20 protein-coding genes are annotated in these 22867 nt (G+C 66.5%); 8 read left to right on the top strand and 12 right to left on the bottom strand.

The features are described from left to right. Window positions 1-181: 181 nt before the first annotated feature. Window positions 182-1357 (bottom strand): MalY/PatB family protein, encoded by a 1176-nt coding sequence (locus tag FHP25_RS08315; RefSeq protein WP_218578265.1) that lies wholly within the window; start codon window positions 1355-1357, stop codon window positions 182-184. 520 nt (window positions 1358-1877) lie between these two features. On the opposite strand from FHP25_RS08315, the gene FHP25_RS08310 reads away from it, so the two are divergent. The 4 genes from FHP25_RS08310 (at window position 1878) to FHP25_RS08295 (ending at window position 7038) form a co-directional block, all read left to right on the top strand. Next, the gene (locus tag FHP25_RS08310) at window positions 1878-2150 is read left to right on the top strand and encodes a hypothetical protein (RefSeq protein ID WP_147846456.1); all 273 of its coding nucleotides are present in this window, start codon (window positions 1878-1880) and stop codon (window positions 2148-2150) included. Between the two features lie 91 nt (window positions 2151-2241). Beyond that, the gene (locus FHP25_RS08305) at window positions 2242-4185 is read left to right on the top strand and encodes a PrkA family serine protein kinase (protein WP_147846455.1); all 1944 of its coding nucleotides are present in this window, start codon (window positions 2242-2244) and stop codon (window positions 4183-4185) included. A 25-nt stretch (window positions 4186-4210) separates the two neighbouring features. Further along, the gene (locus FHP25_RS08300; protein WP_147846454.1) at window positions 4211-5491 is read left to right on the top strand and encodes a YeaH/YhbH family protein; all 1281 of its coding nucleotides are present in this window, start codon (window positions 4211-4213) and stop codon (window positions 5489-5491) included. Further along, window positions 5488-7038, top strand: a complete 1551-nt coding sequence (locus FHP25_RS08295) for a SpoVR family protein (RefSeq protein WP_218578264.1) — start codon at window positions 5488-5490, stop codon at window positions 7036-7038. Before FHP25_RS08300 ends, FHP25_RS08295 begins: the two co-directional genes overlap by 4 nt. A 277-nt stretch (window positions 7039-7315) precedes the next feature. Here FHP25_RS08295 and FHP25_RS08290 read toward each other — a convergent pair whose 3' ends face one another. Next, window positions 7316-8071 (bottom strand): SDR family NAD(P)-dependent oxidoreductase, encoded by a 756-nt coding sequence (locus tag FHP25_RS08290; RefSeq protein WP_147846453.1) that lies wholly within the window; start codon window positions 8069-8071, stop codon window positions 7316-7318. 186 nt (window positions 8072-8257) lie between these two features. On the opposite strand from FHP25_RS08290, the gene FHP25_RS08285 reads away from it, so the two are divergent. Next, a complete protein-coding gene (locus tag FHP25_RS08285; protein WP_147846452.1) occupies window positions 8258-9142 on the top strand; it encodes an alpha/beta hydrolase in 885 nt (294 codons plus the stop codon). A gap of 86 nt (window positions 9143-9228) precedes the next feature. Here the strand turns inward: FHP25_RS08285 and FHP25_RS08280 are convergent, their stop codons facing one another. Further along, on the bottom strand, window positions 9229-9831 hold the full coding sequence (locus tag FHP25_RS08280) for a hypothetical protein (protein WP_147846451.1): 603 nt from the start codon (window positions 9829-9831) through the stop codon (window positions 9229-9231). 265 nt (window positions 9832-10096) lie between these two features. Here FHP25_RS08280 and FHP25_RS08275 point away from each other — a divergent pair, with 265 nt between their 5' ends. From FHP25_RS08275 to FHP25_RS08265, 3 genes are all read left to right on the top strand, one after another. Further along, on the top strand, window positions 10097-11227 hold the full coding sequence (locus FHP25_RS08275; RefSeq protein WP_147846450.1) for an acyl-CoA dehydrogenase family protein: 1131 nt from the start codon (window positions 10097-10099) through the stop codon (window positions 11225-11227). A 14-nt stretch (window positions 11228-11241) separates the two neighbouring features. Further along, a complete protein-coding gene (locus tag FHP25_RS08270) occupies window positions 11242-12501 on the top strand; it encodes an acyl-CoA dehydrogenase family protein (RefSeq protein WP_147846449.1) in 1260 nt (419 codons plus the stop codon). Between the two features lie 111 nt (window positions 12502-12612). Then, the gene (locus FHP25_RS08265) at window positions 12613-14136 is read left to right on the top strand and encodes an acyl-CoA synthetase (protein WP_147846448.1); all 1524 of its coding nucleotides are present in this window, start codon (window positions 12613-12615) and stop codon (window positions 14134-14136) included. Window positions 14137-14152: 16 nt separating this feature from the next. On the opposite strand, the gene FHP25_RS08260 is transcribed toward FHP25_RS08265, so the two are convergent. The 9 genes from FHP25_RS08260 to FHP25_RS08220 form a co-directional block, all read right to left on the bottom strand. Next, window positions 14153-15403 (bottom strand): MFS transporter, encoded by a 1251-nt coding sequence (locus FHP25_RS08260; RefSeq protein WP_147846447.1) that lies wholly within the window; start codon window positions 15401-15403, stop codon window positions 14153-14155. 342 nt (window positions 15404-15745) lie between these two features. After that, on the bottom strand, window positions 15746-16888 hold the full coding sequence (locus FHP25_RS08255; RefSeq protein ID WP_147846446.1) for an epoxide hydrolase family protein: 1143 nt from the start codon (window positions 16886-16888) through the stop codon (window positions 15746-15748). A 30-nt stretch (window positions 16889-16918) separates the two neighbouring features. Then, window positions 16919-17221, bottom strand: coding sequence for a 2Fe-2S iron-sulfur cluster-binding protein (locus tag FHP25_RS08250; protein ID WP_178133380.1), 303 nt, complete (start codon window positions 17219-17221; stop codon window positions 16919-16921). Between the two features lie 7 nt (window positions 17222-17228). After that, window positions 17229-17819 (bottom strand): cupin domain-containing protein, encoded by a 591-nt coding sequence (locus FHP25_RS08245; RefSeq protein ID WP_147846444.1) that lies wholly within the window; start codon window positions 17817-17819, stop codon window positions 17229-17231. 140 nt (window positions 17820-17959) lie between these two features. Continuing rightward, on the bottom strand, window positions 17960-18382 hold the full coding sequence (locus FHP25_RS08240; protein ID WP_147846443.1) for a response regulator: 423 nt from the start codon (window positions 18380-18382) through the stop codon (window positions 17960-17962). A gap of 160 nt (window positions 18383-18542) precedes the next feature. After that, on the bottom strand, window positions 18543-19673 hold the full coding sequence (locus FHP25_RS08235; RefSeq protein WP_147846442.1) for an aromatic ring-hydroxylating oxygenase subunit alpha: 1131 nt from the start codon (window positions 19671-19673) through the stop codon (window positions 18543-18545). Window positions 19674-19691: 18 nt separating this feature from the next. Beyond that, window positions 19692-20417 (bottom strand): TVP38/TMEM64 family protein, encoded by a 726-nt coding sequence (locus FHP25_RS08230; protein WP_147846441.1) that lies wholly within the window; start codon window positions 20415-20417, stop codon window positions 19692-19694. Beyond that, complete coding sequence (locus FHP25_RS08225) at window positions 20410-21432, bottom strand: NADP-dependent oxidoreductase (RefSeq protein ID WP_147846544.1); 1023 nt, start codon at window positions 21430-21432, stop codon at window positions 20410-20412. Before FHP25_RS08225 ends, FHP25_RS08230 begins: the two co-directional genes overlap by 8 nt. A 99-nt stretch (window positions 21433-21531) precedes the next feature. Continuing rightward, the gene (locus tag FHP25_RS08220; RefSeq protein ID WP_147846440.1) at window positions 21532-22776 is read right to left on the bottom strand and encodes a cytochrome P450; all 1245 of its coding nucleotides are present in this window, start codon (window positions 22774-22776) and stop codon (window positions 21532-21534) included. Window positions 22777-22867: the final 91 nt, after the last annotated feature.

The following is a 22867-nucleotide window of genomic DNA, read 5'->3' as shown; positions in this document are numbered from 1 at the left end:
TGGGCACCTGTGTCCCCGGGTTCGCACGCGCTCCATACCGACTACCGGTAGAAGGTGAATCATGACTGTCATCCCGAGCGCAGCGAGGGATCCCCTGCGAATGGCGCACGTGTGTCCCACGCAGGAGATCCCTCGCTACGCTCGGGATGACGGATGTATCAGCTACCCGCGATTCCCTGCACTAGCTGCGCCGGACGGCGGTGACCATGCGGTCGAGCAGCTTGTCGAGGATCGGCATCGACGTCGCAAAGTTGAAGCGCACGAACTGATGGCAAGCCGGATCGAAGGTCTCGCCGGCGCTGAAGGCGATGCGCGCCTTGTCGTGGAAGAAGTCGAAGGCCGACGTGTTGAAGCCGAGCTTCGTGCAATCGAGCCAGGCGAGGAATGTGCCTTCCGGAGCGTGGCAGCGGATCTCCGGCAGCTCCGCCTGCAGCCTGCCGACCAGCCGGTCGCGGGCCCGCAGCAGGTGCGCCGTCACCGCGTCGAGCCAGGGCTGTCCAGCCGACCATGCCGCGACAGTGGCATCGACGCCGATGGCGTTGGGATCGCCCATCAGCCGCGCCGGAATGCGGGCGAGGAAACGGTCGCGCAGCCGGGCCGACCCGAAATGCAGCACCGCGCAGCGCAATCCCGGGATGTTGAAGCTCTTGGTCGGCGAGGTGATCGTGACCGTGCGTGCCGCGATCTCCGGTCCCAGCGACGCCAGCGGGATGTGCTGATGGCCGGGATACACGAGATCGGCGTGAATCTCGTCGGAGATGACGATCATGTCGTGGTCGATCGCGAAGCGCGCCATCGCCTGCAGCTCGGCGCGCGTGAACACGCGACCGGTCGGATTCTGCGGATTGCACAGCACGAAGATACGCGTCCGTCCGTCGACCACGCCGGCAAGCTCGGCCGTGTCGCAGACATGGCGGCTGCCGTCGTCGCGCATCGCCAGCGGGATCAGCTTGCGGCCGGTGGTCTGGATCACGTCCCGGAACGGCGGATAGTTCGGCACCTGCAGCACGACACCGTCGCCCGGCTCCGAGAAGGCCAGGACCGGCGCATAGGTTCCCTGCACGAGGTCGGCCAGCGGCAGCACCAGGGCGGGATCGACCTCCCAGCCGAAACGCTCCTTCATGCGCGCCGCGAAGGATACCGTGACCGCGGCGCCGGCCTTGTCGCCGTTGCGCATGGGATAGCCGTAGTCGCGTGCCTCGACGATACGCTGGACGGCCTGCTGGATCGGCTCGGCAACGGCGAAATCCATCTCGGCGACCCAGGCCGGCAGCACGTCCGGTCCATACTTGCTCCACTTGGAGTTACGCAGCGCACGCAGAGCGGCCTCCGGCAGGTCGAAATCATTGGCCGGCATGCTCTTTTTTTCAGCTCTCACTTCAGCGACTGCCACGATGCGCCCCTCAATTCAGGCCCCGGCCATGCCACGGCTGGATGGCGCGCAGGGCTATGTCTCGTTTTCGAGGAAGCCACGCCGGCCCGCAACATCGATCCGCGGCAGGAGCCTCAGGCATGCGTGGCGCGCGGCTCTGCCGGTCGCCGATGCCTGCTCTACCGCACCGCAGCATCAACTCCAAGCGGGACCGGATGTCCTTCGCCTCGCGCACACCGTCCCGGCACGAGTCGTGCTCTGGAACAGTTAGTTGTCGCACAGAATGGAGACTCTAAATGCGGTGCGATATTCACACCCTGCCAGCTGCATGTTGTATAGGCAGCCCGACAGGCGTAGAATGCTCATTGAGGATACTAGTGCCCGCGAGGGCAACATGAGGAGCCTGTCGAAGGCGAGATCGGGCGGTTCTCGGGTTCCGTTGCGCACGCCGAGAATTTGCTCCCACGATCTGACGCTCACGACGCGCAGATCGGGCGCCTCTGCGATGACTGTCTTCGCCGGCTGGAACACATCGCCCGGCGATGACGTACTGGGTTTGCCCACATCAACTGTCGGTCCCGTCCTGCTCAGCCCATGGAATAGCTCGGGGCAACAGACCGTTGAAAAGGGTGCCTGCAAGGCGTTGCTGAGAAAAGCCGCACTTGCACAGGTGCTGTCCCTGAATCTGCACAGCCAAGGTCAGGACACGTCTTTTTGCCATAATGTTGAAAATAATCTGGATCGTCACCATGTAAGACAACACGGGAACGGGACCTGAACCAGAAGCGTACTTAGGTACATGTCCATCCGAATGGCGGCGATCTCTGGCCTGAACTTGGCATAGTCGCAGCGTAGTCATGAGGATACCAATGCCCGACGACTCTGTTTTCAACACCCTGGTGCGGTCGTTCGAAGCACGACGCGAAACCGCGATGTCGCTGTCGGACTACCTCGATGCCTGCCGCAGCGATCCCATGCTGTACGCCAGCGCAACGGAGCGCCTGCTGGCCGCCATCGGCGAGCCCGAGATCCTCGACACCGCCAAGGATCCGCGCCTCGGCCGGATCTTCCTCAACAGAACCATCCGCATCTACCCTGCGTTTTCCGGGTTCTACGGCATGGAGGAGACGATCGAGCGCATCGTCTCCTTCCTGCGCCACGCGGCGCAGGGCCTGGAGGAGCGCAAGCAGATCCTCTATCTCCTCGGCCCGGTGGGCGGCGGCAAGTCGTCGCTGGCCGAGCGGCTGAAGTCGTTGATGGAGGTGCACCCCATCTACGTCCTGAAGGCCGGTGACGAGATCAGCCCGGTGTTCGAGAGCCCGCTGGGGCTGTTCGACCCCGACACGATGGGCGCCCTGCTGGAGGAGCGGTACCGCATTCCGCGCCGCCGCCTGAACGGCCTGATGAGCCCCTGGTGCCTCAAGCGCCTCGAGGCGTTCGGCGGCGACATCTCGCGCTTCCGGGTTGCCAAGATCCAGCCCTCCCGCCTGCGGCAGATCGCCGTCGCCAAGACCGAACCCGGCGACGAGAACAACCAGGATATCTCGTCGCTGGTCGGCAAGGTCGACATCCGCAAGCTCGAGGCCTTCGCCCAGAACGATCCCGACGCCTACAGCTACTCGGGCGGCCTCAACCGGGCCAACCAGGGCATCCTCGAGTTCGTCGAGATGTTCAAGGCGCCGATCAAGATGTTGCACCCCCTGCTCACCGCAACGCAGGAAGGCAACTACATCGGCTCCGAGAACATCGGCGCCATCCCCTTCTCGGGGATCATCCTGGCCCACTCGAACGAAGCCGAGTGGCAGAGCTTCAAGAGCAACAAGAACAACGAGGCGTTCATCGACCGCATCTCGGTCGTCAAGGTGCCCTACTGCCTGCGGGTGACCGAGGAATCCAAGATCTACGACAAGCTGATCAAGAGCTCGGAGCTCACGAACGCGCCCTGCGCGCCCGCGACCATCGAGACACTCGCCCGCTTCTCGGTGCTCTCACGCCTGCGCCAGCACGAGAACTCGACGCTCCACGCCAAGATGCGCGTCTATGACGGCGAGACGCTGAAGGAGTCCGACCCCAAGGCCCGCAGCGTCCAGGAATACAAGGACGCCGCCGGCGTGGATGAAGGCATGGACGGCGTCTCGACGCGCTTCGCCTTCAAGGTGCTGGCTGCGACCTTCAACCACGATACGACGGAGATCGCCGCCGACCCGGTGCATCTGATGTATGTGCTGGAGCAGACCATCCGCCGCGAGCAGCTCTCGGGCGAGATGGAGAAGCGCTATCTCGAGTTCATCAAGGGCGACCTGGCGCCTCGCTACGCGGAGTTCATCGGCAACGAGATCCAGAAAACCTATCTCGAATCCTACGCCGACTACGGCCAGAACCTGTTCGACCGCTATGTCGACTACGCCGATGCCTGGATCGAGGATCTGGATTTCAAGGATCCGGATACCGGCCAGCTGCTCAACCGCGAGCTGCTCAATCAGGAGCTGACCAAGGTCGAGAAGCCGGCAGGCATCGCCAATCCAAAGGACTTCCGCAACGAGATCGTGAAGTTCGCCCTGCGCACGCGGGCGAACAACAACGGCAAGAACCCCTCCTGGACGAGCTATGAAAAAATCCGGGAGGTGATTGAGAAACGCATGTTCTCGCAGGTCGAAGATCTGCTGCCCGTGATCTCCTTCGGCACCAAGAAGGATGGAGAAACCGAAAAGAAGCACGGGGAGTTCGTCACGCGGATGGTCGCGCGCGGCTACACCGAGCGCCAGGTCCGGCGCTTGGTCGAGTGGTACATGCGGGTCAAGCAGGCGAGCTGACCCGCATATCGCCGGGAGCGGCGCCATGCAGATTCTAGACCGACGGCTCAACCCGACCGGCAAGAGCCTTGAGAACCGTCAACGCTTCCTGCGGCGCGCCAAGGCCCTGGTGCAGCGCGCGGTGCGGGAAGCGTCGCAGGATCGTGACATTTCCGACATCCTGGACGGCGGCGAGATCAGCATCCCTACGGGCGGACTGAACGAGCCGCAGTTCCGCCGTGGCCCCGGCGGCATTCACGACAATGTGCTGCCCGGCAACAAGACCTTCTCGGAAGGCGACTTCATCCCGCGGCCGGAAGGCGGCGGCAGGGGCCGCCCCGGCGCCGGCCAGGGCGGCGGCGATGCAGAGGACGCCTTCCGTTTCATGCTGACACGGGAAGAGTTCCTCGACCTGTTCCTGGATGACCTCGAGCTGCCGGACCTCGCCAAGCGGCGGCTGACGGAGGTCGAGCACGAGGGCGTGCGCCGCGCCGGCTACTCGGTGTCCGGCTCGCCGGTGAACCTGGCGGTGACACGGACCATGCGCCTGGCGATGGCGCGCCGCATGGCCTTGCGCCGTCCCAGCCCCCGTGCCGTCGAGCTGCTCGAGGAAGAGCTCGCGGCGTGCGAGGACGAGACGCGGCGCGCCGCAATCCGGGCCGAGATCGCCGCCCTGACGGCCAAGATGCGGCGCATCCCGTTCATCGACCCGATCGACATCCGCTATCGCCGCTTCGAGAACGTGCCCAAGCCGGTGGCGCAGGCGGTGATGTTCTGCCTCATGGACGTGTCCGGCTCGATGTCGGAGCACATGAAGGATCTCGCCAAGCGCTTCTACATGCTGCTCTACATCTTCCTCACGCGGCGCTATCGACGGGTCGAGATCGTGTTCATCCGCCATACCGACCGCGCCGAGGAGGTGGACGAGGAGACGTTCTTCCGCAGCCCGGCGACGGGCGGCACCGTCGTGTCGAGCGCGCTGGAGGCGATGCGGCACATCGTGCAGGACCGCTATCGGCCGCAGGACTGGAACATCTACGCTGCCCAGGCATCCGACGGCGACAACTCCTACAGCGACGGCGAGCTGACGGCGCAGCTCATCCAGAACGCGATCCTGCCCGTCACCCAGTACTTCGCCTATCTCGAGGTCGGCGAAGCCGGCGCGCACGACAACCCGGTGATGCCGAACTCGGCGCTGTGGGGCATCTACGATCGCCTGCGCAGCGAAGGCGCGCCCCTGGCCATGCGCAAGGTCAGCACCCGAAGCGAGATCTATCCGGTGTTCCGCGAGCTTTTCCAGCGCCGCGAAGGGAAGCCCGCCGCATGACCACCGACACGATGACGCGGCTTTATGACGGCGCCGAGTGGGATTTCGCGACACTGCAGCGCATCCATGACGCCTGCGAGGAGATCGCGCTGTCGGAGCTGGGGCTGGACGTCTACCCGACCCAGATCGAGGTGATCACCACCGAGCAGATGATCGATGCCTATTCGTCCATCGGCATGCCTCTGTTCTACAAGCACTGGTCGTTCGGCAAGCAGTTCACCCAGCATGAAGCGCTCTACCGGGCCGGCCTGCGGGGCTTGGCCTATGAGATCGTGATCAACAGCTCGCCGTGCGTCTGCTACCTCATGGGCGACAACACGGCCACGATGCAGACGCTGGTCATTGCGCACGCCGCCTTCGGCCACAATCATTTCTTCAAGAACAACTACCTCTTCCGGCAATGGACCGATGCCGAGGGCATTCTCGACTACCTGACATTCGCCAAGAACTACGTGGCGCACTGCGAGGACCGCTACGGCCATGGCCTCGTCGAGCGGACGCTGGATGCCGCGCATGCGCTGATGGCGCAGAGCGTCGATCGCTATCCCGGCAAGAAGAAGCTCAACCTGCGCCAGGAGGAGGAACGCGAGCGGCGGCGGCGCAATCACAAGGAGCGCAGCTTCAACGATCTATGGCGAACCGTGCCGACGGGGCCCGGCAAGAGCGTCAGCGAGCTGAGCATCGACCGACGCCGCGCGCTGCTCGGCCTGCCACAGGAGAACATCCTGTATTTCCTGGAGAAGACCGCTCCACGGCTGGCGCCCTGGCAGCGCGAGCTGCTGCGGATCGTGCGCCATATCGCCCAGTACTTCTATCCGCAGGGCCAGACCAAGGTCATGAACGAAGGCACGGCGACCTACGTGCACTATCGGATCATGAGCCGCCTGCATCAACGCGGTGCGATTTCCGACGGCAACTTCCTGGAGTTCCTGCAGTCGCACACAAACGTGATCTTCCAGCCGGCCTGGGATGATCCGCGCTTCTCGGGCTTGAATCCCTATGCGCTGGGCTTCGCGATGATGCGCGACATCGAGCGGATCGTCACCCGGCCGGAGGACGAGGACCGGCAATGGTTTCCCGATATCGCCGGCACCGGTGATGCGATGGCGGTGCTGCGCGACATCTGGGCCAACTACCGCGACGAGAGCTTCATCAGCCAGTACCTCAGCCCGCGCCTGATGCGCGAGATGCGCATGTTCCAGCTGCACGACGACCCGGCCGAGACCGAGGGCATCCTGGTCGAGGCGATCCAGAACGAGCGCGGCTACCAGCGAATCCGGCGCCAGCTCGCGCGACGCCACGACGTCGGCTGGATCGATCCCAACATCGAGGTGGTCGACGTCGATCTCATGGGCGACCGGCGCCTGATCATGCACCACAACGTGGTCAGCGGCAGCCTGCTGGAAGAAGAAGACGCCAAGCGCGTCCTGCAGCATCTCGCCGACCTCTGGGGCTATGACGTGCTGCTGCGGGAGGTCGACGCCTCGGACGCGATCCTCACGGAGCACATCTGCAAGCCGCGCTGCACCCTGCTGGCGCCGACATAGTACCGACTATCGGTGGAAGGTGAATCATGACTGTCATCCCGAGCGCAGCGAGGGATCTCCTGTGAATGGCGCACTGTGCGTCCCACGCAGGAGATCCCTCGCTGCGCTCGGGATGACGGATGTATCAGCGACCTGCGATTCCCCGCAATAGGGCGCGCTTGGCGCCTTCGCCGAGGGCAGGACGATCGCATATGCTGCCGTTCACCCCTCTCCCCGCTGCCGCGGGGCGAGGAGACCGCACCGGTGCTCCCATATGCGGTCGCCCCGCCGCCGCGCGCTACGTCGCGGTCCAGCCGCCGTCGACCACGAGCTCGGTGCCGGTGACGTACGAGGCGTCGTCGGACGCGAGGAACAGGATGGCGTGAGCCACCTCGTCGACCTCACCGGCACGTCCCAGCGGCACCCCCTTCAGGGTCTTGGCGCGATGGACCGGGTCGGCCGTGCGCCCGGAGGTGATCATCGGCGGCATCAGGCCGGGATGGACCGAGTTGACCCGGATACCGTCGCGGCCATGCTGCACGGCGATGCCCTTTGTCAACAGGCGCACCGCGCCCTTCGACGCGTTGTAGCCGACATGGACACCGCGCTGGCCCACGATGCCCGAGACGGATGACAGGTTGATGATCGAGCCGCCGCCGGTCTTCTTCATCGCCGCGACAGCGTGCTTGGTGCCAAGGAAGACTCCCGTGGCATTGATCGCCATCAGCTTGTCCCAGATGTCGGTGGCGAAGAGATCCTCGGCCGCCGAGCCGCTGATGCCGGCATTGTTGACCAGCACATCGAGCCGGCCATGGGCCGACAGCGTCTTGTCGATCGCCGACTTCCAGGCCGCCTCGTCGGTGACGTCAAGATGCATGTAGGTGGCGCGCCCACCAGCCTTCTCGATGTCGCCAACCACCGCGGCGCCCGCTGTGTCGAGCACGTCGGCCACCACGACGGCCTTGGCACCTTCGCGTGCGAACAACCTGGCGGTCGCCGCCCCCATGCCGTTGGCGGCGCCGGTGATCAGCGCCACCTTGTCCTTCAAGCGCATCTGGTTTCCTCCCGAGCACATCAGCGTGCCAGCGTAGCACCATCCGATCGCGCCAAGCGCCGGTGATGGGCATTGCCGGCATGCGGCGATGCCGGGGCAGGCGCCGACCACCCGGATGGTCGATTTTCTGAAGCGCCCGAACGGTCATTGGCATAGCATTCGTGCCTCGTCTGCGGAGTGTGGCCAATGCGACAACCGGTATCGTTCTACAGTGAAGGTGTGAAGCTCGACGGCGATCTATTCCTGCCCGACGATCTGAAGCCGGGCGAGAAGCGTGCCGGGATCGTGTTGTGCCATGGCTATACCGGCGTGAAGGATCTCTATCTGCCCGACAACGCTGCATCGCTGAACCAGAGCGGCTATGTCGTGCTGACGTTCGACTACAAGGGCTGGGGCAAGAGCGACGGCGCGCGCAGCCGGCTCGCTCCGTTCAGCCGCGTCGCCGACGTGCAGGCCGCGATCACCTTCCTCGGCCTCCAGCCGCAATGCGACAAGCATCGCATCGGCATCTACGGCACCAGCTACGGCTGCGCCACGGTGGTGTTCACCGCCGCCATCGACGAGCGCGTGAAATGCACGGTCGGGGTTGTCGGCATGGGCCACGGCGGGCGCTGGATGCGCAGCGTCCGGCGGCCCGACGAGTGGTTCGACCTGCTGGCGCGGGCCGAGACGGACCGCGAGCGGCGTGTGCTGACGGGCGAGTCGAAGCTCGTCGCCCGCGAGGAGGTTCTTCTGCCCGATCGCCAGTCGGCCGAGCTCGCGGCCAGGGCGCGTGCCGCCAATCCCAATGCCGTCGGCACGATCCCGCTGGAGTACATCGACGAGACGTTGTCGTTCCATCCCGAATGGGTGGTGGACAAGATCGCGCCGCGGCCCTTGCTGCTGATCGCGGCGGGCGATGACCGGCTGGTGCCGCCCGAGGATTGCCGATCGCTGTTCGACAAGGCCGGCGAGCCCAAGAAGCTGGTCGTGCTGCCGGGCGTCGGTCACTACGAAGTCTACGCCAAGCCGGCCTTCGACGACGTCATGCGCGAGACCAATGCCTGGTTCCGCAGGCATATGCCGGCATGACGGGGCGCCGCGACACGCTGCGCCGGTGAATGCCGGGCATTCACCGGCGCACAACAGGCGCGGCGACGATGCCGCAGCCCCGTGGACTACGACGGCTTGCGCACGATCGTGGCGATCAGGGTCTGCCGGTCGATGGCCGTCAGGGCATCGCCAGCCTTGACCCGCGGCAGCTGCGAGCGCGCGGTGGGATCGGTGACGTCAAAGGTGCGGACCTCGCCGCCCGTCGCGTCCACCAGCGTGATGGTGTTGCCGGCAACGTTGGTGCCGATGACCGTATAGTTGGCCAGGCCCTGGCGCATGATGCCGCCGGCCGGCCTCTGGCCCTTCGTGCCGGCTGCCGACACGGTGAGGTCGCCAGCGGCAGGCAATCTGGCGCCGGGCTCCGACAGGATGTAGCTGGTGCGCTCCTCGTATGAGATCAGGGCGATATCACCGACCTTGACCTGACCAAGATTCTGGACGGCGTCGCTGGCCTTGTGCGTGAGCGTGCGACCATCGGCGGTCAGCACCGTCACCATCCGCGTTCCCGGATCGACGGCCGTCACCTTGGCCTCGGTCTTGAACGATGACGACGTGAATATGCCGGTGACGGCCCTGTCGCCTGGAGCCTGCGCCCACGCGCCGCCCGCAGTCGCCAGGGACAATGATAGAATCGCCGCGATCGCAAATCGGTTTGGCGACATCGCCATGGCACCCTCCATTCAAAATAAAAGCCAGCCCGCTGCCGTCGGCACATGACGGCCACGAGCTGGCATGAGCAAGCCGGCGCGCACCCTCATATGGTGCCAGAAACCTCCCCTACCAAGGGGTGCCTCCACTATCCGAAACACGAACCCCAGATGGCATCCGGGCAGCCGGCACGTGCGCCCGGCACCGAAGGCGGATATGCATTTTCGGTGCTATGGACACGCGCCGATCTGTCCCAGTCTCGGCATCACAAGGGAGGCGCAGGTCATGCGATTCAGCTTCACGAGCGAGCAGGATGAATTCCGCACCATCGTGCGACGGCTGCTCGACGCCCGTTCGCCGGTATCGGAAGTCCGCCGGCTGATGGCGACGGATGCCGGCTGGGATCGCGATGCATGGAGAAAGATCAACCAGGAGCTGGGGCTCACGGCGATCCATGTTCCCGAGGCGTATGGCGGCCAGGGCTTCGGGTATGCCGAGCTGGCGATCGTCCTGGAAGAGATGGGCCGCGGCCTGTTGTGCGCACCCTTCTTCTCGACGGCGGCGCTGGCCACGACCGCGATCCTCAATGCCGGCACGGAAGCGCAGAAGCAGGCCCTGCTGCCGTCGATCGCCGCCGGCGACACCACCGCGACACTGGCCTTCTCCGAGGATGACGGCGGCAACGATGCCGCAAGCGTCGCGATGACGGCGACGTCATCCGGCGGTGCCTGGCGATTGGACGGCGTCAAGAGCTTCGTGCTGGACGGCCACACGGCCGATATCGTCGTCGTGCTGGCGCGCGCCCCCGGCTCGAGCGGCGAGAGCGGCCTGTCGTTCTTCACCGTGGCCGGTGACGCGCCCGGCCTGCAGCGCCGGCGGCTCAAGACGATGGACGAGACCCGCAAGCTTGCGCGCCTGCAGTTCAACGGCGTCGAGGCCCAGCTGCTGGGAGAGGCAGGGACGGCGGCAGCCCCCTTCGCGCGGACCCTGCAGCAGGCGGCGGTTCTGCTGGCCAACGAGATGGTCGGCGGCGCCGAGAAGCTGCGCCAGTCGGCGCTGGACTACGCCAAGATGCGCATGCAGTTCGGCCGCTCGATCGCCTCGTTCCAGACGACCAAGCACAAGGCCGCCGACATGCTGGCCGATGTCGAGCTGGCGAAGTCGGCAGCCTACTACGCCGCGGCGGCCGTGGACGAGAACGACGACGACATGCCGGCGGTCGCGTCCCTCGCCAAAGCCTGCGCCGCTGAAGCGTATCTGCAGACGGCGATCCACGCCATCCAGATCCATGGTGGCATCGGCTTCACCTGGGACAACGACACGCATCTGTGGTTCAAGCGCGCCAAGAGCTCGGAGATCCTGTTCGGCGATGCCAACCATCATCGCGAGCTGATGCTGCAGCGCTGGGGCCACTAGGAAGGAGACGGACGATGGACATGCCTTCGGAGAGCACCGTCCGCGCCGAGGTGCGCGCCTGGCTGGAAGCCAACTGGGACCCGGCGCTCGGCCTGGTCGAATGGCGCAACAAGCTCGCCGATTCGGGCTGGGGCGCGCCGCACTGGCCCAAGGAATGGTACGGTCGCGACCTGCCCCAGGCGCTGGCATCGGTTGTGGACGAGGAGTTCGCCCGCATCGGCGCCGTCGGGGTCGCCAAGGCCGGCATCCGGACCCTGGCCGCGGCGACGATCCTGGCGCACGGCACCAGCCTGCATAAGGAGAAGTTCCTGCGCCGCATCCTCACCGGCGAGGATACCTGGTGCCAGCTCTTCAGCGAGCCGGGCAGCGGCTCCGACATGGCCGCGGCTGTGACACGCGCCGATTTCAAGGGCAACAAGTGGGTGATCAACGGCCAGAAGGTGTGGACCACGAGCGCCCATCGGGCGGATTGGGGCCTGCTGCTGGCGCGCGCCAACTGGGATGTGCCCAAGCACAAGGGCCTGGCCTATTTCATCCTCGACATGAAGCAGCCCGGGGTGCAGGTGCATCCGCTCAGGCAGATGAACGGACATGCCTCGTTCAACCAGGTGTTCTTCACCGATGCCATGGTCGAGCCCGAGTTCCTGATGGCCGAGGTCGGTGACGGCTGGACCGTCGCGACGACGACCCTGATGCACGAACGACGCGGCGCCGACAGCCTGCGAAGCTGGGCAACGGCGTCCAAGCGCGAAGGCCGCATCTATGACGAGGAGCGGGCCGAGATCGCAACGACGATGGAGCCCTACAAGTGGTATCCGCAACGTGCCGGCCGCGTCGATCTGGTTCTGGAGCGGGCCAAGGCCACCGGCAAGATCAATGATCCCGTCATACGCCAGGAGATCGCCAGGCTGCTGATCATGGCCAAGACAGCCGAATGGACGGCACGGCGCGCACGCGCCGCGCAGGAGCAGGGACGACCGCAAGGCCCGGAAGGCTCGCTGGGCAAGCTGGTCTCCAGCCATGTGGCCCGCGCGGCGGCGCGGGTGCACACGTACATCGCGGGCGCCGACGCGCTGCTGAGCGGCGAGGACGGCGCGCTGGACGGCGTGATCGCCGAGATCCTGGTGTCGGTGCCCGCGACCTCGATCGCCGGCGGCACCGACGAGATCCAGCGCAACATCATCGCCGAGCGCGTGCTGCGCATGCCCAAGGAGCCCAGCGTCGATACCGACAAGCCGTTCCGCGACGTGCCGCGCAACACCGTCTCGTCGTGAGGTGCTCCTTCGATCCGGCCTGCTCTTGCCAATGCCTGCGCAAGATACGTAAATCGACGTGATAAAACGGCAGGCGGGTCGCTGCCGTTCAAGGATGCCAAGAGGAAACGCATGACGTCAGGGATTGTCGCGGAAGACTGGATTGCCCATCACGCGCGCTTCTCGCCCGCCGCCGAGGCTGCGCACGACCTGGCATCCGGACGGCGCTTCACCTACGCTGCGTTCGACGACCGCATCACCCGCGCCGCGCTGTGGCTGGCAGAGGCGTTCGGCGTCCGGCGGGGCGACCGTGTCGCCGTGCTCAGCATGAACGACACCGACGTCTTCGAGCTGCAGTTTGCCTGCCGCCGGCTGGGGGCCACATTCCTGCCGCTGAACTGGCGCCTGGCCGTGCCCGAGCTGGAGTTCATCTGCAAGGACGCGACGCCCGTGGCCCTGATCCACGGTGATGAGTTCGCCGATGCCGCCGCGCAGGTGGCGCGGCTGGCCGGCGTGCGGCATGTCGCCAACCTCGCCAATGGCCAGCCCAGCGCCTACGAGGCAGGCCTCGCGGCAGCGACGGGCACCCTGACGCCGCCGGTGATGGACCTCGATGACATCTGGACCATCATGTACACCTCGGGCACGACGGGACGGCCCAAGGGAGCGCAGATCACCTACCGGATGTGCGTCTTCAACGCCATCCAGTGCGCCATGACGATAGGGCTGACGGCGCAGAGCAAGAACCTGGTGTTCCTGCCGACCTTCCACACCGGCGGCCTCAACGTCTACGCCAATCCGACCTTCCATACCGGCGGCTGCAACGTCGTGATGCGCAGCTTCGATGCCAGCCAGTTCCTGCGGCTGCTGGTCGACAAGCAGCTCCACCTGACCCATCTGCTGGGCGTGCCGACCAATTTCCTGATGCTGGCGCAGGAGCCGGGCTTCGCCGAGGCCGACCTGTCGCACATCGTCTGCATCGGCGTCGGCGGCGCCGCGGCCCCCTTGGCGCTCCTGGAGGACTATGGCCGCAAGGGCATCAAGCTGCAGCAAGGCTGGGGCATGACCGAGACCGGGCCGCTGGGCCTGCTGCTGTCGCCCGACATGGCGCTGGCCAAGGTCGGCTCGTCCGGGCTGCCGCCGCTCTATGTGCGCCTGAAGATCTGCGATCCGGACGGCAACGAGGTGGCGCCGGGCCAGACCGGCGAGCTGATGATCAAGGGACCGACCGTCACGCCCGGCTACTGGAACCGGCCGGAAGCCAACCGCACGTCGTTCACGGCCGACGGCTGGTTCCACACCGGTGATGCCGCGCGGCAGGACGCCGATGGCTACTACTACATCGTCGACCGCTGGAAGGACATGTTCATCTCGGGCGGCGAGAACGTCTATCCGGCCGAGGTCGAGAATGTGATCTTCCAGCTCGACGGCGTGCTGGAGAACGCCGTGATCGGGGTGCCGCACGAGAAGTGGGGCGAGGTGGGGCGCGCCTATGTCGTGCTGAAGCCGGGCGCCAATCTCGACGAAGGCGCCGTGATCGAGCACTGCGGCAGCCAGCTTGCGCGCTACAAGGTTCCCAAGGAAGTGCGCTTCATCGGCGAGCTGCCGCACAACGCCACCGGCAAGGTGCTGAAGCACCAGCTGCCGCGGACGTGAACCGCCGCGCGCCGCGTCAGAGCGTGTTGGCCACCGCGTCGGTGCGCCAGAGATGCTCGCGCCAGCGCACGGCGATCACCAGCAGGAAGCAGAGGCCCACAGTGCAATAGGCGGTCGCCGTGGCGGCGAAGCCGAAGCGCTCGATCAGCGGACCCGCCGCCAGCAGGCCGACAGGATAGCCGTACACCGCCAGCATGCGCACGCCCATGATGCAGCCGCGCAGCGCCGGTGGCACGGTGCGCAGCAGCGCCACGGCCATGGGCACCATGCACAGGCTCTGGACCAGGCCGGCGACCAGCAGGATGGCGCAGCCCAGGGTGGGTCCTGCGGCATGGGCGAAGGCTATGGTCGCGGCATACCACAGCACACCGTAGACGAGCATGATCCGCGCCGGGCGAATGGCGGCGCCCAGCACGCTGAGCGCGATCGAGCCGGTCAGCGCGCCGGCCGCGAAGCTGGCGACCAGCCAGCCCAGGCCGCGCTGGTCGAGGTGATAGACGTCCTTGGCGACATGCGCCAGCAACGCGCCCGTCAGCGGGAACACCGTCAGGTTGACCAGGAACGCGAGATACATCGTGGCGCGCAGCGGCGGCGTGGACCAAATGTAGGCCAGCCCGTCGCGCAGGTCGCGCAGCGGCGAAGCGCGCATGCGCGCCGTGCCCGGTGCCAGCGCGCCGCCGCCCGCGACGCCCAGCGTCAGCAGCAGGCTCAGGACGTAGAAGCCGCAGATGGCGATATAGGCCGGCCCCGTGCCCAGCGACGCGACCAGGCCGGCGCCGGCCAGCGCGCCCGCGACGCGGGCCGAGTCCATCGTGGTGCGCGAGACGCCCATGGCACGCATCAGCAAGGCGGGCGGCATGGTGTCGCCGATCAGCACGTTGCGCATCACGAGGTCCGACGGCCGGACGGTGCCGGCCGCCACCGCGACGGCGAAGACCGCCGCGGGACTTGCCGTGCCGGTGAGGAAGAGGATCATCAGGATGGCTGCCAGCGTGGCGTACGTAGCGCGCATCAGGCACAGCAGATTGCGATAGCCGATGCGATCGCCTGCAACACCGAACAGCGGCGCCACCAGGGTGCCGAGGAACTGCAGCGAGCCGAAAGCCGCCAGGATGACGACAGAGCCGGTCTCGACCAGGATGTACCAGCCGAGGATCAGGGTCTCCATCTCGAACGCCCACGACGTCGCGAGGTCGGCCGGCCATTGAAAGCGGAAGCTGCGCACGCCGAACGGCGCCAACGCCGGCACGCGCGCGATCAGCCGCATGCGCCGCCTCTATCGTGGGTCGGTGATGCCGGCTGCTGCGGGAAAGGGATCAGCGATCTTCCGGACAAGAAAAGCTGCCGGCCGACATGACCGGATCCGGCACAGGCTACACACAAGAAGGGCCGCTCCGATACGGGAGCGGCCCTTCCATTGTCACGACCCCGGTTTGCGCCGAGGGCCGGATCTCTTGATCAATCGGCGTTCCGATGGGAAGCGACGAGGACCCAGGTCCCGGCACAAACTGGCCGACGATGACAATGAGACACTGGATCACCTCCTTTCCGATGTTGAACACGAAGCCGCAGTATGCCGCGTCCGGCACCCGACGACAAGGCGATACCGTCAGCGCAGAGTCCTGAAATAGGCACGCACATCGTCGACGAACAGCGCCGGCTGCTCGAAGGCGGCGAAATGGCCGCCCTTGGGCATCTCGCGCCAGTGCCGGATATCGCTGTAGCGGTCCTCCATCCAGCGCCGCACCGGGGTGACGATCTCCTTGGGGAACACCGCGACCCCTGTCGGAACGGTGACCCGATTGTCGGCGCGGCGCCCGGCGCCGAAGCTCTCCCAGTACAGCCGCGCCGATGACGCGGCTGTCGCCGTCACCCAGTAGAGCATGACGTTGTCCAGCAGCTCGTCGCGGCCGAGGATGTTCTCGGGGTGCCCGCCGCAGTCGGTCCAGGCCCAGAACTTCTCGAGGATCCAGGCGGCCTGGCCGGCGGGCGAGTCCGTCAGCCCGTAGCCCAGGGTCTGGGGCCGGGTCGACTGCTGCTTGGAGTAGCCGGAGTCCCAGTCGGCATAGTGCTTGATGCCCTTGAGCGCCCGCGCCTCCTCCGCCGTCGGCTCGCCCTCGACCTTGGGCCGCGACGCCATGGCGAGCGTGATGTGGATGCCGGCGCAGTGCCGGGGATCCTGCGCGCCCAGCGACGTGGTCACCGCAGATCCCCAATCGCCGCCCTGCGCGCCGTAGCGGGCATAGCCCAGACGGTCCATCAGCACGGCCCAGGCAGCGGCGATGCGATCGACGCCCCAGCCGGTGGCCATCGGCTTGGCCGAAAAGCCGAAGCCGGGAAGCGACGGGCAGATCACGTGGAAGGCGTCAGCTGCGCTGCCGCCATGCGCGGTCGGGTCGGCGAGCGGCTCGATCACCTTGTGGAACTCGACGATCGAGCCCGGCCAGCCATGGGTGATGATCAGCGGCATGGCCTCCGGATGCGGCGAGCGGACGTGCGCAAAGTGGATGTCGAGCCCGTCGATGGTGGTGGTGAACTGCGCGAAGCGGTTGAGCAGCGCCTCCCGCCGCCGCCAGTCATAGTCCTCGGCCCAGTACCGGCAGACGTCCTGGATCCAGGCCAGCGGCGCGCCCTGGCTCCAGTCGCCGACCAGCTCCGCTTCAGGCCAGCGCGTCCTGCGCAGCCGCGCGCGCAGATCGTCGAGCACGCCGTCATCGACGGCGATACGGAAAGGCCTGATGGCGCTGGTCATGGTTTCCCCTACGGAACGTTGCAGTGTCGCCTAGTCCGCCACCCGGGCGAGCCACGTGACGGTCACGTCGCTGCGTGGCTGCGCCCGGCAGGTCAGTGTCAGTCCGGCCCTGACCTGCGCCTCTCGCAGCGCGGCGTCGGTGCGGGGCAGCAGCGACACCGTTCCGTCGTCGAGCTTCGAGATGCAGGTCGCACAATTGCCCGTGGCGCAGGCGAAAGGATAGGCGATGCCGGCGGCGATCGCAGCCTGCAGGATGGTCTGGTCCGCCGCGCAGGCAATCGTCCGCCCCCGGTTGGCGATGGTGACCTGGAATGTCGCCGATGTCCCGGTCATGTCCGCCTCACGCCGCATGCCGGCGCGACGGTGTCGTGCGCACGGACGAGAATGCCGGATGGAACCACGTCACCGACGGAAACCGGGCCAGGGCGTAGCCGTACAACGCCAGCGTCACCGACGGCTCGGCGCCAACGACCTCGGTGCTGTGGATGTCGTGATCGGCCATCGCCATGCCGTTGCCCGGCGCCACGAGCACCTCCCCCACCTGCATGACCGAAGCGACACCGGGCTTGCTGCCGTTGTCGGTACGGCGATAGAGCACGTTGCGCTCGCATCCGGCGATGCCGGCATTGACGCACCAGATCCCATGGTCGTGCGGTGCTGCCTCCTTGCCGGGCAGGCTGATGGTCAGGTAGAGCCCATGGCCGTCATTGTCCTCCAGCAGCAGAGGATGCGTGCGCCCTTGTGCCTCGGGCATGGCGAAGTCGGCCAACGAAAACAGCTCGGCGCGCTTCGCCAGCGCCACCAGCCTCAGCTTGATGGCGTGCAGCGCCGAAGGCGTGATGCCTTCCTTGTCCGTGATCGCGTGCACCTGCGCCAGCAACGCCGTGCAGGCTCGCGCCCGCCGCGTCGCCACATCCGACCGGTTGGCCATCGGCGTCTCCGTCAGCCAGTGAACTGATTCTACGTCCGCAGGCGCAGGTTATCTCCGGATCCTGCAAGGCCGCAATGCACCGTCATCCCGCCCGCATGGCGGCGCCGGGCAGCAGCTACGCGCAGATTCGATGGATGAGGTCAGTGGCGGCGCAATGTCTTCGGCGACGGGCGCTTGGCAGGACGTGCCAGCGGGGCCGCGTCGCGCTCTCCGCCCAGTCCAGCCAGGACCTGCATAAGCGACCGCAAGGCGACCGGCTTGGGAAAATAATCCAGCGCTCCCTCGTCGCGGGCACGCGCGATCTCCTCATCGCCGGCATGGCCGGACATCACGTAGCGCGCCGCCTTGGGTTGCAGGTCAAGGCAGGCCCGCACCACGTCGATGCCGCTGCCATCAGGCATGCGGATGTCGGTAAGCAGCACGTCGAACGGCCCGTTCCGGCCAAGCGTGTGGATCGCAGCCATGGCGCCATCGACGCACATCACCGTGTGGCCGCGCCGGCTCAAGACATCTCGCAGCTCATCCAGGATTTCAGGCTCGTCGTCGACCAGGAGAATCTTCATTGCGCCGGTTTCCCAACAACAACACCATTGCTCGCAGCATAAGGTACGCACTGATCGGTGCCGACTATAGGCGGAAACCCTGACAGGTTCGACGCGAATTGGCGTCAAGCGTGTGCAATTGGTCCGCCTTGGACCGTGGGCGCCGGGGGCGAACCGCCGCTCACGGTGCGGACTGCCCAGGCGCGACCGGCGCACGCCCCAGCCGTGCCTGCGGGATCAGCGCCCGCATGCGGTCGGCGAAGGCACGCAGGCACACCTCATGGGGCGAGAGCGGACCCGTCGTGTAGCTGGACGAGGTCATGCCGCCCTGCACACCCGCAATCAGCGCCGTGTCCTCGGCATTCACTTGCCGGTTGATGCGCCAATTGAGGTAGCGCGCCGCCCTCATCTCGCGGCTGGCATCGGGGTGCACGTAGGCAATCTCGCGGATCAGCGTCTGGGTCGGCGACAGCGGAATGAACTGCATGAAGTCGACCTGATCGGGATAGACATCGAAGGCAACGTTCGGCCACAGCTTGTAGTAGGCCCAAAGCTGGCGCTGCTCGGCGGGCACGGTATCGAGCTGCGACAGAAGCGCCAGATAGGCACGCTCCGACCAGCGGGCCGACGCGGCCGGCTGCAGCACGCCCGACATCTTGTCGACCCAATCGCGCGCTTCGATCCTGTAGCTGGTGCCGAACAGGCGGCTGAGGCCGGGATGCGCGACGGGGATATGCAGGCCGTCGGCATAGTTGTCGGCAATGGTCTTCCAGTTCACGTCACGCGGGCGCAGCGTCACGCGGCCCTGCGGCACGAGCGCCGTCAGCGCATAGGGCTCGAGCTCCGCTGCATAAGGCGCCATCATCTCGGCCACGCTCGGCAGGCCTGTCTCGAAACGCACGAAGATGAAGCCGTGGAAGATCTCCTGCAGCACTGGCTGCAGGCCATGGACGGCCTTGTCCAGATCCTCGAAGCCCTGCCAGGACGGCACGCCGACCAGGCGGCCATCCAGCCCGTAGGTCCAGGCGTGATAAGGACACACCAGACGCGACCCGCATGAGCCGCGCGCATCCGGCGCCAGGCGGGACGCACGATGGCGGCAAACATTGTGGAAGCTGCGCACGACGCCGGCAGCATCGCGCAGCGTCACGACCCGCTCGCCCAGGATATCCAACGTAATGTAGTCGCCGGCGCCGGGCACGTCGTTGACATGCCCCATGATGTGCCAGGCCTGGCGAAAGATCCGCGCCCGCTCGAGCTCGAAGAAATGCGGGTCGGTGTAGATCCAGGCGGGAAGGCTCGAAGCGTGCATGTGGCCGTCATCCTGGTTTTATTTCTTGCAGGATCGGCTCACGAGATAGCGATATCCGACCGGAGCCACGGCGAGCACGGTGAGACCGACGATCGGCAGATAAAATGCCGGGCGGGACCAGATATCCGGTATTTCTCCTGTTTCCCGAAGCAGTTCCTCGAGAGCCTGGCCGATCATCGCATAGATGAGGGTGCCGGGAACAATGCCGATCATGGTTCCCAGCACGAACGTGCACAGGCGTACGCCGGCGACGGCGGAAACAATGTTGACGATGGTGAACGGGACGAACGGAAACAACCGCAGCGCGACGACGTAGTTGAATGCATTCTCGCGAAACCCCGCTTCGAGTCGCTGGACGAAGGGCGCCGCCCGCCGATCAAGCGCGCCAAGCCCACTGCGCGCCAAGAGGAAGACGGCGGTTGCCCCCAGGGTTGCGCCCGCAAGCGCACAGATCACCCCGTGCCAATACCCGAAGAGAAAGCTCGCCGCGACGGTGCAGGGCCAGGCCGGGAACCACAAGCTCATCATCAGTCCGGCATAGCCGATAACGAACAGGACAGCGGCGACCGCGCCCCAGTCAGCAATCAGGCGGTGCAGGTCGCCACCCGCCTTGACCATGTCGGTCAGGATGTCCTTCGGCGCCCCGTAGTGAAGCATGATGCCCAGCCCGACGACGGCCAGGGCCGCGAGGAACAGCAGCCCCCGCCAATTGACGCCCTTGCCGGCCGGCCCCGGGCTAGGCACGCGGCTCAGGTCCCAGCTTCACCAGCAGCTTGCCGAAATTCTCGCCACGCAGCAGACCGATGAAGGCACGCGGCGCCTTGTCGATGCCCTCGACGATGTCCTCGCGGTATTTCAGCCGGCCTGACTTTATCCAGGCACCCATCTGGCGCAGCGCCGGGCCGTAGTGGGCGGCGAAATCCGACACGATGAAGCCGCGCGCCGTGACGCGCTTGCCCACGAACGTGCCCAGCAGCCGCGGGCCCGTCTCCGGCGCCGTGGCGTTGTATTGCGAGATCGAGCCGCACAGCGCCACGCGGGCATGGACGTTGAGGTTGCGCAGCGCGGCATCGGTGATGGGGCCGCCGACATTGTCGAAATAGACATCGATGCCGTCGGGACAGGCAGCGCGCAGCGCGGCATCGAGATCGTCCGTGGCCTTGTAGTCGATGCAGGCGTCGAAGCCGAGCGTGTCCTTCACGAAGGCGCACTTGGCATCGCCGCCGGCGATGCCAACCGCGCGGCAGCCCATGATCCTGGCGATCTGGCCCACCACCTGCCCCACCGCGCCCGACGCTGCCGACACCACCACGGTCTCGCCCGGCTTGGGCCGGCCGACCTCGAGCAGGCCGAAATAGGCCGTCATGCCCGGCATGCCGAGCACGCCGTTGGCGGTCGAGATCGGCGCGAGCGACGGGTCGATCCGGCGCAGCGCCGGGCCGCCGCCGATGGCATATTCCTGCCAACCCAGCCGGTCCTCGACGATGTCGCCGACCTTGAAGCCGGGATGGTTCGAGGCCACGACCTCGCCCACCGTGCCGCCGGTCATCACCTCGCCGATGCCCACGGGCGCGGCGTAGGACGCCGCATCGCGCATGCGCCCACGCATGTAGGGGTCGAGCGACAGGTAGATCACGCGCACCAGCACCTCGCGCGGGCCGGGCTGCGGCACCGGCACCTCCTCGATGCGGAAATCGCTCTCCGCCGGCTCGCCCGGTGGACGGCGCACAAGCACGACACGACGATGGGTCTTCGGCATCATGGGGCGGTTTCCGATATGATGTCAGCGATGCGCGATAAGACGACCGCGGCGCTCGCGTGACAAGCCCTTGCAGCGTCGAGGCGAAGCACGCCGTGCCTACTTCGCCTTGAAGGTGAGGGGCAGCCTCTCCAAGGCGTGGATCGCATTGCCGGGGCGCCAGACGGGATCGCCGGCGAGCGCGATCGAGCCGACCTTGTTGGCGATTGCTGTCAGCAGGGCATCGGCTTCGGCGCGGGCGACGTTCTGCCCGACGCAGCCATGGATGCCGACCCCGAAAGCCAGGTGCCCGATTGGCCGCCGGGTGATGTCGAAACGATCCGCGGTGGGCCAATGGTCGGGGTCGAGATTGGCGGCGCCGAGCACGCACAGAATCTTCGCGTCCTGCGGGATCGGGACGCCATTCACCGTCGTGGCCTGGTTCGCGGTGCGGCAGAACGAATGGACGGGCGATGTGAAGCGCAGTGCCTCCTCGAAGGCCGGTTGCGCCAGCCGGGGGTTCGCCTTGAGTCGCTCGAGCTCGGCGGGGTACATGGCAAGGCACCAGATCGTGCTGCCGATGCCGCTCACCGTCGTGTCGACGCCCGCCGACAGCAGCGACCGCACCAGCATGGCTGCCTCGTCCGGCGTGATCTCGCCGCTATCGGCGGCGGCGTAGATCGTGGCGCCGAACCCGTCGGGCGCTAGCCGCTCCCGCCGGCACTGTTCCATGATCCAGGGGACGACGTCCGGCCCCTTGGCCATCGCGTTGCGGCGCAGCACGTTGTCGGGCCCCAGGGCATTGAAGACCATGGCGCCATAGTCGATCAGCCGCCGCGGATCGACCTCCGTCAACCCTACGGCGCGCGGAAACACGGACGTCGGGTAGGCCTCGGCCAGATCCGGCACCGCGTCGAAGGTGCCCTTCTCCAGTAGCCTGTCGACGAGCGCATCGGCCGCATCCTGGAACGACGACTTGAGCGCGGCAACGGCGCGCGGGGACATGGCGCGCGTCATGACGGCCCGTGTCCTGGCATGATAGGGCGGGTCGACCTCGAGGATGATGCTGGGCGGCCGCCACGGCTTCTCCAGCTTGAAATCCGTCAGGCCGACGCCGCGCGACGACACGAAGCGCTGCCAATCCGAGAAGACCTCCCGGGTCTCCGGGTAGCGGCCACAGGCGAGCAGCGCGTAGCGCGGGATATAGACGAACGGGCCCCGCGCCCGAAGCTCGGCGTAGTAGGCCTCGGGATGGGCGAGAACATCATCGCCATAAGGATCGATATCCCAAACCGGCACGCCATCGGGCGGCGGTATGGCGACATGCTCCCCGACTCGCTTCGCCGAATCGATCTGCACACTCATCGCTGCCTCGTCGATGGCATGGTTGTGCTGTCCGGCCGTAGCTCCAGGTTAGACCGGCGCGGACTGCAAGTCGCCAAGGGATATTTGCGAT

Origin of the sequence: Vineibacter terrae, from assembly GCF_008039615.1 — a bacterium.
Taxonomy (GTDB): domain Bacteria; phylum Pseudomonadota; class Alphaproteobacteria; order Reyranellales; family Reyranellaceae; genus Vineibacter; species Vineibacter terrae.
This window is presented reverse-complemented; position numbering and strand designations above follow the sequence as displayed.

What these genes read in the sequence shown, in the direction of transcription:
- FHP25_RS08275 (WP_147846450.1), top strand. Translation starts at nt 10,097, where the DNA reads ATGCGATTCAGCTTCACGAGCGAGCAGGATGAATTCCGCACCATCGTG.
- FHP25_RS08235 (WP_147846442.1), bottom strand. Translation starts at nt 19,673, where the DNA reads ATGCACGCTTCGAGCCTTCCCGCCTGGATCTACACCGACCCGCATTTC.
- FHP25_RS08315 (WP_218578265.1), bottom strand. Translation starts at nt 1,357, where the DNA reads ATGCCGGCCAATGATTTCGACCTGCCGGAGGCCGCTCTGCGTGCGCTG.
- FHP25_RS08260 (WP_147846447.1), bottom strand. Translation starts at nt 15,403, where the DNA reads ATGCGGCTGATCGCGCGCGTGCCGGCGTTGGCGCCGTTCGGCGTGCGC.
- FHP25_RS08295 (WP_218578264.1), top strand. Translation starts at nt 5,488, where the DNA reads ATGACCACCGACACGATGACGCGGCTTTATGACGGCGCCGAGTGGGAT.
- FHP25_RS08300 (WP_147846454.1), top strand. Translation starts at nt 4,211, where the DNA reads ATGCAGATTCTAGACCGACGGCTCAACCCGACCGGCAAGAGCCTTGAG.
- FHP25_RS08265 (WP_147846448.1), top strand. Translation starts at nt 12,613, where the DNA reads ATGACGTCAGGGATTGTCGCGGAAGACTGGATTGCCCATCACGCGCGC.
- FHP25_RS08245 (WP_147846444.1), bottom strand. Translation starts at nt 17,819, where the DNA reads ATGGCCAACCGGTCGGATGTGGCGACGCGGCGGGCGCGAGCCTGCACG.
- FHP25_RS08270 (WP_147846449.1), top strand. Translation starts at nt 11,242, where the DNA reads ATGGACATGCCTTCGGAGAGCACCGTCCGCGCCGAGGTGCGCGCCTGG.
- FHP25_RS08225 (WP_147846544.1), bottom strand. Translation starts at nt 21,432, where the DNA reads ATGCCGAAGACCCATCGTCGTGTCGTGCTTGTGCGCCGTCCACCGGGC.
- FHP25_RS08290 (WP_147846453.1), bottom strand. Translation starts at nt 8,071, where the DNA reads ATGCGCTTGAAGGACAAGGTGGCGCTGATCACCGGCGCCGCCAACGGC.
- FHP25_RS08220 (WP_147846440.1), bottom strand. Translation starts at nt 22,776, where the DNA reads ATGAGTGTGCAGATCGATTCGGCGAAGCGAGTCGGGGAGCATGTCGCC.
- FHP25_RS08240 (WP_147846443.1), bottom strand. Translation starts at nt 18,382, where the DNA reads ATGAAGATTCTCCTGGTCGACGACGAGCCTGAAATCCTGGATGAGCTG.
- FHP25_RS08285 (WP_147846452.1), top strand. Translation starts at nt 8,258, where the DNA reads ATGCGACAACCGGTATCGTTCTACAGTGAAGGTGTGAAGCTCGACGGC.
- FHP25_RS08255 (WP_147846446.1), bottom strand. Translation starts at nt 16,888, where the DNA reads ATGACCAGCGCCATCAGGCCTTTCCGTATCGCCGTCGATGACGGCGTG.
- FHP25_RS08280 (WP_147846451.1), bottom strand. Translation starts at nt 9,831, where the DNA reads ATGGCGATGTCGCCAAACCGATTTGCGATCGCGGCGATTCTATCATTG.
- FHP25_RS08250 (WP_178133380.1), bottom strand. Translation starts at nt 17,221, where the DNA reads ATGACCGGGACATCGGCGACATTCCAGGTCACCATCGCCAACCGGGGG.
- FHP25_RS08305 (WP_147846455.1), top strand. Translation starts at nt 2,242, where the DNA reads ATGCCCGACGACTCTGTTTTCAACACCCTGGTGCGGTCGTTCGAAGCA.
- FHP25_RS08310 (WP_147846456.1), top strand. Translation starts at nt 1,878, where the DNA reads ATGACTGTCTTCGCCGGCTGGAACACATCGCCCGGCGATGACGTACTG.